Origin of the sequence: Actinoallomurus acaciae (assembly GCF_042429965.1) — a bacterium.
Classification (GTDB): domain Bacteria; phylum Actinomycetota; class Actinomycetes; order Streptosporangiales; family Streptosporangiaceae; genus Actinoallomurus; species Actinoallomurus acaciae.
Genome location: NZ_JBHLZP010000198.1, coordinates 1 through 13,976, shown reverse-complemented (window position 1 = coordinate 13,976; position 13,976 = coordinate 1). Strand labels below are relative to the sequence as shown.

Sequence of the window (13,976 nt, the reverse complement as noted above, 5' to 3'; positions counted from 1 at the left end):
GCTCGGGCCTGGGCGGCGTCGGCGGAATCGGCGGCGGTCTGGGCGGCGTCGGCGGTGCCGGGCTCGGCAGCACCGGCCTCGGCGGAGGCGCCGGTGGCGGGCTCTCCGGATATCCGTCACAGCTCAGCGGCGGTGGCGGTCCCGGTGCGAACGGCGCGAACGGCGTGAACGGCTCCTCCGGCAACGGCGGCGAGGGCTCGGGCGGCGTCCCGTTCTTCCCTCCGATGATGGGCGGCGCCGGGGCGGGCGGCGACAAGCCGCAGGAGCGCGAGCGCCAGACCTGGCTGTCGGAGGACGAGGAGATCTGGGGCACGCGCGTCGACGTCGGCTCCGGCGTCATCGGCCGTCTCGACGAGGACGTGTTCGAACCCGAGGAGATACCGGTGGCCGGGCCGTCACGCCGCGCTCGCCCGGACACGCGACGGCGTCGCCCCGCCGAGAAGAAGGAGCGGAAAGAGGAGATCCAGGCCCCCGGCGAGGAGTCCGGCTCCGCGTCGGCGACGTGACATCGGCACGACCACGGAAGGAACGAACCATGTCCGAACCCATGGAGTTCGACATGCAGCAGGCCATCGCCGAGCTGCGTGCCGAACAGGTCCGCATCCAGGCGGCCGGCGAGCGCATGACGAAGGTCACCGGTACCGCGACGTCGAAGGACCGGATGGTCACCGCGACCGTCGACGGCCAGGGCCGGCTCACCGGTCTGCGGCTGGCCGGGACCCGCTATCGCGGGCTCGCCCCGGCCGAGCTGTGCACGCGCATCGTCTCGACCGTCCGCGCCGCCCAGGAGGACGCGGCCCGCGAGACCGCGAGCGCCCTCACCGGGCTCCTGCCGCCTGGACTGGGCGTCCCGGTCGACGGCGACTTCGACCTCGACGCCATGTTCGACGCCGCGGTCTCCGCGGCGATGGCCTCGGCCCCCGACGCGAACGGAACCTCCCCGGAAGGAGCGGACCGCGATGGCTGACGACGACACCTTCTCGGTCGACATCGAAGAGCTCAGACGCGGTGGCGTCGACATCGAGCACCTGGCCACCCTCGCGGCCACCATCTACGGCGACCTGCACAACGTGACCAGCAAGTACGGCCGCAGGCTCGGCGGCAACGGCGACACGCAGAAGGCCTTCGAGGCGAACTACTACCCCGCGGCCGAGGACAGTGAGGACTTCCTGCGCGACCTGAAGGGGCTGGTCGACACGCACGGCGGCAAGACGATCGAGCTGGGCGGCCTGTTCGGTGACGTGAACGACACGACCATCACCGAATCCGGCGGCCACGGCCGCAAGGGCTGATTCCCCATGGCGATCGAGGTTCCCGAGGGCGTACAGGGGCTGTTCCTCGTCCTGACCGGCGAGAAGTGGCCGACCGCGAACGAGGACGCGTTGCGCGAGGTCGGCAACGCCTGGGGAACCGCCGGCGATCGCCTCGAGAACGAGCTCGCGCCGTACATGCTCCAGGCGGTCCAGAAGATCAGGGCGAACTTCACCGGAAAGTCGGCGATCAAGTTCGCCGACATGATGGCGCCCTATGTCGTGGACCAGCCGCGGTACATCCCCCAGGCGGCCGCGCAGTTCCAGCAGCTGAAGAAGTTCCTGCTGGACGCGGCCACCCAGGTGGAGTACGTAAAGATCATTTCGATCGAGGAGCTGGTGCTCCTCATCGCCCAGATCGCCTGGGCGATCGCGATGGCCTTCTGGACCGACGGCGCCAGCATGACCTGGCTCGCGGCCCGGATGGCCATCGTCCGGTTCCTGCTGAAGACCTGGTGGGGACGCCTGGTCCTGCAGTTCATCCTCGCCGAGCTGTTCGGCATCGCGTTCCAGGTCGCGCTGGACGTGCTGACGCAGGCGATCCAGTTCGCCAAGGGCACGCGGACGAGCTGGGACGTCCATGCCACCATCAGCGCGGTCGAGGTCGGCGCGATCGGCGGGCTGCTGTCGCTGCCCTTCTCGGCCATCGGCCACTTCCTGTCGCACCAGCTGACGAACGGGCTCACCAGGCTTCTCGGCCGCGAGGTCAGCGCCACGACCCTCCAGCCCGTCGTGGTCCGCGCCGTCAACGGGGCCGCGCGCAACCTCGGCAAGGACACGCCGATCCCGAAGGCCGCCAAGAGCATCACCGAGAACCTGTTCCGCGCCGCGGACAAGCCGCTGCGCATCCGGCTCACCGAGATCGGGGTCCCGGCGATCATCGAGATGACCGAGGAGGGTCTGCACGAGGCCATCACCGAGGGCGTCGTCATGGCGGCCAACGGGCAGGGCTTCCAGTTCAACCCCTTCTCCTTCACCTCGGGGGTGGCCTCCAGCATCGCCACGCAGAGCGGTCATGGCATCGGCGGGCGCCTGGCGGGGCCCAAGCCGGTACGGGAGGGCTACACGGCGCTCGGCGACGGCGGCCACGGCGACGAGGGAGACGACCGCGCGCCGTCGCCGGCCGGCGACATCTCCGACACCGACTCCTTCGCCGACGATGCGCCCCTGCTCGGGCACTTCGACGAGGACACGACGACGGCCGTGTCGACGCCCGCCACGTCACCCGCGTCTAGCCCGCCGTCGACCCGGCCGTCCTCACCGTCGCCGGGCGACGGCACGAGCCGGAACACGACGCAGCCGCCCGCCTCGACCACCCCGCCGAGGGACACCGGTTCGCGTAGCGATTCGGCCACGGGCGTCTCACGGAACGGATCGTCGCCGACCCGCGCCTCGCAGACCTCGCCGAGAGACACCGGTTCGCGTACCGGTCCGGCCACGGGCGTCTCGCGGAACGGATCGTCGTCGACCCGTGACTCGCAGGCCCGGCCGCCCGTGTCGCCGGAGGACACCCCCTCGCGTACCGGGCTGACCAGCCCGGCGACGAGCGTGCCTTCGAGCCGGGAGCGTACGAGCACGGACGCGTCGGAGTCCACGGCGGCCACGCGCTCCTCGACCGGGACGCCGGGCTCCTTCACACGGGAGGACCAGGGCGGCCAGAAGACGACCTCCTCGACGTCCTCGGCCTCCTCGCGCGACCCGTTCCGCGAGGGCGGCCGGTCCGCGACCACGCCCCCCTCCACGACCCGGACCTCCGCGAACGGCACCGGCTCGGAGGAGGCCACCGCCGGGGCGGGCCAGGGCACCGGCGGCCGTTCGAACGACCGGACCACGACGAACCAGGGCGGCCCGAGCCGGTCGCAGACCAGGATCCCCGGCAACACCGGCCCCGCGAACGACCGCACCACGAGCGACCGCACCACGAGCGACCGCACCACGAGCGACCGCACCGCCGGAGACCAGGGCGGCAACGAACGGTCGCCGCAGCGGCAGACCAACCCGTTCCGCGCACGGATGGAGGAGCGGGCCCGTGCGGCGTCCTCCGGTGAGGGGACCGCGCGGTCCGAACTGCCCGCCGAGGTGATCGACGACGCCACCGTCGTCCCCGCGGCGCAGTTGGCCTCCCTGGACATCTCCCACGTGCCGCTCGCCAGGCGGCTCGTCGTGGACGCCGCCGAGGGCGAGGTGCTGCCCGCCCACGAGGTCCAGGCCGCCGCGGACCGGATCCGCGTCGAGGTCGTGGCCCGGGTGGACCGCGCGCAGGTCGGCAACGGCCGGCGCAAGGGCGTGCAGTGGATGAGCTTCCCCGGGAACGGGGGGCGGCCGAGACCGGTGCAGGTACCGGGACCGATCACGCCTCCGTGGTCGCACACCCCCCTGTCCGACGCGGAGTTCCGGAGCGCCTACCCCTGGCTGCCCGACATCAACCCGATGTACACCACGGGCGGGGACTTCCTGACGAACTGCCTCCTCGCCGCCATCGGCGTCGAGTTCACCCTGGAGGAGGCGCGGCAGAACCCGGGCGTACGGCCCGCGCAACTGCACTACTACCAGGTGCCGCCGGAGCGGCAGGCCCCGTACGACCACCTCGCCAACATGGGCAGGGGCGACCCGGTCGACGTGTCCGGCTACCAGGCGGTCGAGCACGCCATGAAGGCCGCCGGCGACGGCGCGCGCGGGATGCTCCTCGTCGGCCGGAGCGGCAATGACGTCGACCACGTGTTCAACGTCGTGAACAGGAACGGCCGGATCGTGTACCTGGACGGCCAGAAGGGGGAGCAGGCGACGCTGCCGGAGCGGTTCCGTAGCCTGCAGTTCCTGCCGACCAGTGAGGGTTTCCCGCGCGGGGCCATCGCCGAGCGTTCGACCCCGTGGCCCCACGGCGCGTACATCGGGTCGGACCAGCCCCCGGCCACCGAGGGCACCGGCGACGGCGCCGACTTCGTCGAGACGCTGCCCTGGGGACGGCCGCCCACCGACGACAGCCGTGGACGCTACCCGTTCGCCGGCCGCGGCGAGGTGCTGGGCAAGGGCGACGGTACGGGCGGGATCCCGGGCATCGGCCCGGAGACGCGGAAGAAGTGGGCGGAGGAGAAGGCCGACGCCCAGAAGAAGGCCGCCACCGGCGGGAAGGCCGAACGGAAACGGGCCGGGCCGCGCCGCGGCGGCCGGGGGCGCGGTGGCAACACCCCCGCGACCATCAACGACCTGCCCGCCGAGCCGGTCGAGGAGCGGCCGCGCACGACTCCGTTCTCCGGCCCCGGACAGACCCTGGGCGAGGGCGACGGTGCGAGCGGCATTCCGGGCGTCGATCCGGAGACGCGGAAGAAGTGGGCGGAGGAGAAGGCGGCGGCCGAACAGAAGACGGAGAAGCGGGCCACGCCTCCGCGAACGGCGCGACCGCCGCGCTCGGGCAAGGGGCACGGCGGCGACCCGATGACCGTCGCCGACCTGCCGGAGACCGCACCGCCGAAGTTCCCCGGGGTCGGCCGGACCACGGGCACGGGCACGGGAACGGGCGGGATCCGCCGCCTCAGCCAGAGCGAACGGGCGAGGTGGTTCGCCGAACGGCGGAAGCGGCTCGCCGCGCGGGACGGCGAGAGGACCGGCCGCGGCACCGAGCCCTTCTCCGGCTCCGGCCACCGGCTGGGCGAGGAGGACGCCCAGGGCGCCGGCATCAAGGGCCTGGACAACGACGTACGCGCCGAGTCGGCGGCCGAGCGCGCCGAGAAGGACCGGCAACGGGCCGAGCAGGGCAGGCCGCCGGCCCGGTCCGCGCGGGTCCGGCCCCGCCGTACCGGCAAGGGGTACGACGGGGACCCGATGACCTTCGCCGACCTGCCGCCGGAGTCGTCGCCGGCCGAGCGGCCCGCACCGTTCTCCGGTACGGGCCACAAGCTCGGCGAGGATGACGGGAAGGGCACCGGCATCGCCGGTCTCACCGAAGAGGACCATCGGAGGGCGGAGGCCGCACGCGCCGCGAAGACCGCCGGGGGAGCGCCGACGGTCTCGCCGCGGCGGACCGGCAAGGGATACGACGGCGACCCGATGACCGCCGACGACCCGCCGACGGAACGCCCGGCGCAGGAGCGCGAGCAGTTCCCCGGCGACGGCGAGGTGCTGGGCAAGGGCGACGGCAAGGGCACCGGCATCCCCGGCCTGGACAACGAGACCCGTGAGAAGGCGCGGGCCGAGCGGGCGAAGCGCGGCGACCCGCCGGCCGGACCGGTCAGGCTCCGCCCGGCGCCGAAGGAGCCGGTCACCCTCAAGGATCTGCGTGACGCGGAGTCGAAGGGCGGCGAGGGCACGGCCGGGACCGGCACCCACGGCACGGTGGGGACGCGTAACGGCAACGGCACGATGACCGTCCTCGAGCAGCCCGAACGGGTCGCCGAGGAGGGCCGGGCGGCCACCACCGACAAGCCGCCCGCCACGACCGGGACGGAGCGACCGCGGACCGAGCGCACGCCCAAGGCGCCCGGGCGGAAGGCCGATCGCGCGGAGAGGGATGAGCCTCCGCCGCCGTACGCCGCGACGACGCCGGACACCACGAAGGTCGCCTCCGCGGACGTGCGTCCGGGCACGAGGCCTCCGGCGTCCCGTGCCGGCGAGCCGCAGAGCACCCCGGACCCGGCCCTGGCCGACGCCCGTACGACCCTGAACGAGCTCGACCCGAAGCGGCGCGCCGAGGCCCTGAACGAGGCGCAGGCGCTCGTCGGGGACCTGAGCGGCCTCGTGCCCTCCGCACGGGACGAGGGCGGTCCCGTCTCCCGCGCCGACCGGGCCGGGCTGCTGGTGGCCGCGGCGATCGCCCACTCCGGGCGCCCGGCCGGGGAGACGCTCGCGCGTGAGCTGGCACGGAAGGGCCTGCACGAGCCGCCGCCTCAGCCCGTCCCCCGCGTCACGGTCGACCACGAACGGCTGGACGTCGCCCGGACAACGCTCGACCTGGTGAAGAAGGCCTCGGAGGATCACTACGCGCAGGTCCTGGAGGAGGCCCGGCTGATCGTCAAGCACCTGGTCGGCACGAACCCCTCACCGTTCGCGACCCGGGGCAAGGCACGGCGGCTGGCCCTCGTCTGGCTGCTGACGGCGGCGGAGATCCCGTGGGCCGGCCACCAGGCGGCCGAGAACCTCGCGGCCGACATCCTCGGCCTGCCGCGCTCCTCCACCTCCGGCGTCCGGTCCCGCCACGTGACCGGGCTCGCGAGCGCGGCCAGGAACGACCCGGGCCGGGCCCGTACGACGCTCGGCCTCATGTCGGACGCGCGGGCCGAAGGGTTCTTGAACGAGGCGGACACGATCCTGCGGGAGGCGACCGTCCAGACGCCGGTGCCGCCCGCCGGTGGCCGCGCTCGGCGGCTGCTGGTCGCCGCGGAGCTCGCCCGGTCCGGACGCCGGGCCGGGACGGAGCTCGCGCGGGCACTCGTCGCGGAGGCCGCGCGGAAGGGCGCCTCGGCCAGGGCCAAGACGTCCTCGGGCCCGCGCAAGCAGGTCCGCTTCGCCGACGAGGTCACCGTCCACGACGAGACCGAGGACGCGCTCGAACACGAGCATGGAGTCGAGGACGAGCGGGACGTCTCCGAGGCGGCGGAGAGGACGCCGGATACCGAGCCGCGGTCGCCCGCCCCTTCGCCGATGCGGGTCGAGGACGTCATCCGGAACACGCGCGTGGGCATGGTCGGCGACCAGGTGGTGGCGATCTGGCTCCCGGGCGCGCCGAAGACCGGGCCGGCGTTCGACGCCAAGACCCTGACCCGGCTCGGCCGGCTCGCGCCCGAGGGGATGGTGCTGGTCTTCGGCTCCGTCCACGACGGCCGGGTGACGGCCGGCGAGCGGGAGATCTCGGTGGACGCGCTGGCCGCGGTCATCGCCGGCAAGGCGCCCGCGATGAAGCCGTTCCTGCTGATGTCCGGGGGAGCGAGCGTCGCCGAGCCGCTGTCGCGGGCGTTGGACGAGCCGGTGCTGGCCACTCCCCACGAGGTCGGGTACGACGCGGAGACCGGCGACGTGGTGTCCCGGCGCCCCGGCGGCACGACGGACGGAACGACGCCGGAAGAGGACTGGTTCCGCGTGTTCTCCCCGGGCGACGAGGGCGGGACGCCGATCCTCATGGCGCTGTTCGACGGCGCTCGCGAGGGCTGGCGCCGGCAGGACGGGGACCCCGATCCCGACCCCGATCCCCATTCGTCGAGCTCGGTCGGCCGGTCGGAGGACAGGAAGGACGACGACCGGCCGACCGCGCCGCCGCGGCCCCCGAACGGCCCGCTGCCGCCGCAGCCCGTCGCGACCCCCATCGCGGCCGACCCCATGATCCGCTCGATCGGCGTGCCGCGTGCCGGCCTGCCGCGGCAGCCGGAGCTCCTCGCGAGCATCCGCGCCGAGCTGGACGCCGCGGGGGTGCGGTACAACGAGAACGAGCTGAACCTGCTGGCCCACCGGATGCTCGCCAACTATCCGTATCTCCTCGGGGATGACGCCCCGAACGGCACGAACGGCCTCCAGGTGCCGATCGGCGACGCCGAACTGCTCATCTCGCTCGAGGCCACCGACCCGCACACGCTGAACAACCCGGCCGGCTCGACACTGACGCCCTCACAGCTGCCGCCGGTCGAGGGCGAGCACCACGCCGTCGACACCATCAACGCGACGTACGCCACCGGGGCGCACGTCCAGACCCAGGCCGGGCAGACCGGCGCGACCCGCGGAGCGCTCTCGCTGACCTTCGGCATCGGCGTGGGCCCCGGCGTCCTGCAGGTCGTCAAGGTCGGCGGCAGCATCTCCGGCACGACGAACCAGTCGAACCGCAGCGACACCCACATCGCCGACGCCGAGGGCGGTCACGTCGAGGACAACCGCACCGAGGCGCGCCTGGTCTCCTACATGCCGAAGTGGTCGTTCAAACTGCGGACCGACGCGAACCAGAGCTGGACCACGACCGACGTCCACCGCCTCGACGGCCGGACCGACGAGCGGCTGCTGCTGTGGATCCCCGGCCACTACCTGGACACTCCCGCGCCGGACCAGGTGACCGCGACCGGCGCCGCGGTCAAGACGAGGAATCTGCCGCCGTTCTTCTCCGCGTCGGGCCTGACGAACATCCCGCGGCTGTTCGACGAGATCGTGGCGACGCTGCGCGGCCAGGGCCTCGACCTGCCGATGGGCAGCATGATCCGCCAGGAGCTGCTGCAGAAGCTGTGGAACCTGAACGCCCACCTGGACGAGGCCGTCAACACGGCGCGCGGCTACCGGATCACGCTGCACAACAAGTACGGGCGGCCGGTGGCGACGGTGGCGGTCAGGTCCGAGCGGCTGGCCGCCGCGCCCCGGGTCGGTGCGACCAGCGACAAGGCGCACATCGAGAACGTGCGGACCGCCATCGACGGAACGAGCGGCGGCCACAACATCACCAACAGCAGCACGCTGACCTTCCCCAGCCTGGAGTTCGACCTGCTGCCGAACCCGCTCGGGCTGCCCGACGTCGGCCTCGGCGTCAGCACCTCGCTGGGCTTCACCTCCTCCAACGTCGACGGGATATCGACGGGCCGGGTCGGCCTCAACGTGCTGGTGCCGCGCAACACCTCGCACACCGCCGCGTACCACATGTCGTTCTCCCACCGGGCGACGGTCAGCGTCCGCAAGGGCGACCGGCGGGACGCGCCCAGGACCACGAGGCCGGTGCGCGGCGGCGCCCTGGTCCGGATGCCGGAGGCGGCGGCGTACGAGCACGGCTTCGCGGTCGACCGGGAGGCGCTGAAGCGGCCGCCGGCGCACGGCGGCACCCGGCCGTACGCGCCGGACGCGATCCGGAACACCGGCGTGCGCAAGGGCGATCCCGCCACCAAACCGGTGCCGCAGTACGTCGCGGACGGCAAGGGTGTCGGGATGGGCCTGGTCATGGTCGCGGACGGGACCGTCCAGGCGCTCCAGCAGCGCGTCAAGGACGAACTGCGCGGGCGGGGCTTCCTGCCGGCGGACGACGAGGACCCGTTCGCCGGGTACTCCTGGTACGGCCACGGCAACAAGACCGACAGCCTGATCGACAACCTCGAACTGGTCGAGAAGATGGTCTCCAGCCGCGGCCTGGACTCCCACTACGACCAGATCCACCAGGACGGCATGACCTTCACCCTGCGCAAGCGGCGTGGCGGCGCCGGGGTGGACTGGGACGTCGACTCCGCGAAGGTCACCATCACGGCGACGCCGCACACCGCCAAACCGCCGCGGTTCATCCGCAGCACGAACGAGTTCCACACCGTCAACCTGGCGATGGGCATGGACAGCGCGGGCATGTCCGTCAGCCACTCCCGCAAGCTCGCGTGGGGCGTCAAGCTGCGGGGGACCTTCAAGGTGCTCAAGGCGGCCCTCATGGGCATCGAGTTCCAGCGGATCGTCGGCGCCTCCGACTCGCTGAACTTCCTCAACAACCGTCCGGAGCTCCTGGAGTACCCCGGGGACGTCGACGAGTTCGCGCTGACCAGCGACTACCACATCCGGATCGAGTACCAGCACTCGGGCCGGCAGGGCAAGATCCGCAAGGGCAGCCGCGACCCCGCGGTGACGCACGTGGCGGACCAGACCGCGCAGGCGTACCTGCTGCCCCTGGGAGCCGGTCCGCAGCAGGGCCCGAGGTCGGCCGGTCCGACGCCGGCCGAGGTGCTCGACCAGGGCGTCGTCTACTTCCTCGACACCACCGGCGTCCGGGACGCGATCGAGGCGCTCGGGGACATGGCCGACCCGGCCGGCACGGCGTCCTCGATCCGCGACACCTACGCGAGCACCATCGAGCTGCGGTCGCACCTGAAGGAGATCCTGCAGGGCGAGTACACCACCGACCGTCCGTTCGAGCCGGGCCTGTTCCGCGACACGTTCGGCGCCATGGACATCAGGGGCGAGATGGGCCCGTCGATGTTCACCGGCGCCACCAACGACAAGTTCGTCCTGGGCATCATCAAGCTGTGGCTGGCCGAGAACCGCCTCACCGACACCAGCTCGGCCGGCTGGACCTGGGACCAGCTCGACGTCGCGGCCGGCGGTGACGCCGGGCACGCCACCCTGGTCGGCGAGACCGACGTCAACCGGCACTGGCAGCACAACCGCTCGAAGGGCAGCGGCCGCACCGGTGGCAAGGAGCTCATCCAGCTCGACTTCAACCGCGTCTACTCCTACCGCAGCACGGTGAACCTCACCGTCCGCAGCCTCCGGGAGAAGCACTCCAAGCTCCTGCCGAGCGGTTCTCCCCGGTACCGCCCCGTACCGGTGCCGGGCCGGGGCATGGTGTACCTGCTGCCCGAGCCGGAGGCGCTGACCCGGTACGCCGAAGGCGTCCTGCCGGTCTCCGACGCCCAGCTCAAGGACGCCATGCTCCGCTGGCGGAACGGCCGGCTCAAGCTGAGCGGCGACGTCGTGGCGAAGATCCTCATGCGCTGGAACAAGGAGGTGCCCGGGCTGCCACGGGAGACGCGGGTCAGCCGCGTCCGGCTGGCGCGGGCGCTCGCGCGGATGCACGGTACCGGTACGGTCCGGATCCTCGACGACGACGTGCGCCGGGACTTCAACGCCACCTTCGGGCACTCCCTCGAGAACCCGGCGTCGCTGTACCTCCGTCCGCGGATGCCGGCGGACGTCGTCGCGTACGCCGAGGGCCACGGGCCCTCGCTCACCGGCCCGCGACTGGTCCAGGTCCTGGCCGGCTGGCACGACGGCACGGTACGGCTGAGCGGCGACGTGGTGGCCCGGACCCTGATGCGCTGGCACGCCGAGGCGCCCGTGCTGCCGGGCACCTTCCAGCACGGGCGCGGCGTGCTCGTCGGAACCCTCGCGCACCGGCACCGCACCGGCGGCGCGCCGATCGACTCGCTGGAGGTCCGGGAGCGGTTCAACCAGGCGTTCCGGCAGAACCTGTCGAACCCGCCGCGCCCGTACCACCTGATGGAGATGCCGGAGTACCTGACCCGGGACGACCCGAACGGCCGGGTCCTCGGGCATTCGGGCGTGCACGACCTGGACTACGACGACCATCGGTCCACCTACCAGATCGTCCGGGAGCAGATCGAGCAGGTGGCCCCCGGCATGCTCGCGGCCGGCGCGGAGATCTGGGACGGCAGGGGCCGGCGGATCGGCCGGATGCAGGGCGGCGTCGACGCGTTGCAGTCGATCCTCGCCCGCGGCCGCGACCAGGCGATGTGGGAGGACGTGCTGGCCAAGGGCGGCTACTCCCTCTACCTGGTCAACCCCGTCGGCTGGTTCCTGACCGACGTCGTCGAGGTCAACCTGGCCGACGTGCTGACCTCGGCCCCGGAGGTGCACGACTTCAAGCCCGACACCGGCCTGGAGAACTACGGGCACGGCTACATCGCCACGGCCAGGTCCAAGTCCCGCGACGGCTCGCAGGCGTGGGTCTTCCCCAAGTTCAGCCCCGGCGGCGACCGCGCGAGCGGCCCGGTCGACCTCAAGGCCGCCGAGGGACACCACCGCGGCACGACCCGGGCGGAGAACGCGGTCAGCGAACAGACCGTCTACGACTGGAGCGGTCACTACCGGGTGCGGTTCCGGCACCGGCTGACGGTGCGGGTCCAGCGGCTGAGGATGCCGGGCCGCCCGCTCAACAACCTGCTCCTGAAGAGCTTCGGGAAGTGGACCCGGCACGGCCGGACGTCCGAGGTCGTCGCGCGGGGCACGCTGAACCTCCAGGTGCCGCGCGCCCTCGCCGAGGCGGGGCGGCAGCACGGGCCGGAGCAGGTGCGCGACATCGTGCCGCTGCCGAAGCTGCCGGGCAACGCCTACGTCACCGGCGCGATGATCGACGACCTGCTCCCGGCGGGCCGGAAGATGCTCGGCGAGATGTTCGGCCCGCGCTGGTACGAGAAGGCGCTCGGCGCCAGGGCGAACGACCCGAAGACGCGCTCCAGCCTGTCGCTGCCGGTGCTGCTGTCGCGGTCGCACCTGACCAACCACGTGCGCGAGGCGACCGGCGGGGACAGGTACAAGCTGGCCGATGACCTGTTCATCCCCGGCGACTCCAGCGAGCGCGCCAGGGTGTGGATGCAGGGCGACCTGTTCGACGCGCAGGTCGTCGGCCGGATGTCCGACGGCGGCACCGGCACCGGGCGCTACATCAAGCATCAGAGCGGCACCACCGTCAACAACAGCTCGGATCTGGGCCGGGTCATCGGCGAGTACGCCGTCAACGGCAACGACACGATCCATCCGCAGAACCTGCCGGCCGACGCGCCGCCGCATCGCCCCGACCACGACTGGGAGTTCAACCACTCCGGCAACCGCACCACGTCGGCGAACCAGAACAGCTCCGGCACCGAGAACTACCGCCGCGAACAGCACGCCAAGGAACTCGGCTCGACCCTGCTGATCCGCATGCGCGGCCGGTTCTGGCTGGAGGCGCAGAAGACCCGCCATCACCTGTTGCGCAAGTCCCACGACGTGGGCGACCCGGTGCGCAGCGACCCGGTCACCGGCGACGTGTACGTGGAGATGTTCGAGGCCCAGTACGAGGAACTGCTCGCCCAGATGGCCGCGAACACCCGCCAGGCCCAGGTGGCGCTGCAGGAGCGGGTCGACCCCACCGCGTGGTGGGGCATGGACGACGCACCGCGCTTCGACCTCCACACGCTGCTCGTGGACGCGGGACGCAACGGCCTGGACGCGACGCGCGCCCACCACGGCGTGGTGCGCCACATCCGCGAACGGGCCGGTGGGAACGGCCGGCTGGCGCTGCGCTTCGGCCGGCAGGCCGAGGTCCTGCGGTACCGCGCCATGCTGAACTGGGCGATCCGGACCATCGAGGAGGACCTGCGAACCGCCCGTGCGGTGGACCCCACGGTCGCGATCCCGCCGTCGCTGGCCCGCTACCGCGGATACCGCGCCGCGGACGGGATCCCCGGCGGCCTGCCGCATCCGGTCGCGGACGAGATCACCGCGATGATCCACGAGGTCAACCGGATCCACGACCTGAGCCCGGACAACCCGCTCGGCGCCCCCGCCGCGCTGCCGCCGGAGGCGTCACTGCTGTCGATGGACCCGGTCCATCTGGCCCGTGACGTGGCGAACGAGCTGAACGCCCACGTGCGGCTCGACATCGAGGACCCGGGCGGCGCGACGGTCCGCCGCTGGGTCGACCCCGCCGGGCGGATCTACGCCTTCGACCCCGCGACCTTCAACGACGTCACGCTCACCGCCCACCGGGCGACGCGCGCCGGACTCTGGTCCGACGAGATCCGCCGTGAGGCGCTGGCCCACGGACTCGGCCCGCTCGACCTCGGAAGGTTCTACCGCACCTCCTGGGCCGACCAGCGGACCTTCGAGCAGGCGGTCGCGGCCGAGATCGCCGAGCGCCGGGCACGGCTGGAGGCGGCGCACCGCGAACTGCCCCGCATGTTCGACCGGGCGCTCGCCGCCGCCGAGGAGTGGCACGCCGAGGTTCGGCGGCTCGAACTGGAACGGGCCGAGCTGGCGCGGGACATCACCCGCGCCGAGGACGCGGTCCGGCGCCGGAACGACCAGCTCAGCGAGCTGGACGGTGAGCGGTTCGCCCTGTCGCTGGAGGAGTCGCCGGACCGGGACGCGCTGCGCCGGGTCGCCGAGCGGACCCGGACCCTCGAGACGAGCCGGGACCGCCGGCGACGGCGGCTCGACGAGCACGGCCGCCGC

At 72.8% G+C, this 13,976-nt stretch carries 3 protein-coding genes and 1 pseudogene; all 4 read left to right on the top strand.

Annotated elements, in window-relative coordinates; all coding sequences use genetic code 11:
* Positions 1-506 (top strand): annotated as a pseudogene (locus ACFFNX_RS24715) (hypothetical protein); the annotation flags it as partial.
* A 29-nt stretch (positions 507-535) separates the two neighbouring features.
* Positions 536-967 (top strand): YbaB/EbfC family nucleoid-associated protein, encoded by a 432-nt coding sequence (locus ACFFNX_RS24710; protein WP_378206781.1) that lies wholly within the window; start codon positions 536-538, stop codon positions 965-967.
* Positions 960-1,292: a hypothetical protein gene (locus tag ACFFNX_RS24705; protein ID WP_378206779.1), complete on the top strand. Its 333-nt coding sequence runs from the start codon at positions 960-962 to the stop codon at positions 1,290-1,292. Before ACFFNX_RS24710 ends, ACFFNX_RS24705 begins: the two co-directional genes overlap by 8 nt.
* A gap of 6 nt (positions 1,293-1,298) precedes the next feature.
* The coding region (locus tag ACFFNX_RS24700) for a WXG100-like domain-containing protein (RefSeq protein ID WP_378206776.1) at positions 1,299-13,976 on the top strand (12,678 nt) is incomplete at its 3' end.

Bases quoted from the DNA above. Each gene is read 5' to 3' on its own strand.
- ACFFNX_RS24710 (WP_378206781.1), top strand. From the start codon at position 536: ATGTCCGAACCCATGGAGTTCGACATGCAGCAGGCCATCGCCGAGCTG.
- ACFFNX_RS24705 (WP_378206779.1), top strand. From the start codon at position 960: ATGGCTGACGACGACACCTTCTCGGTCGACATCGAAGAGCTCAGACGC.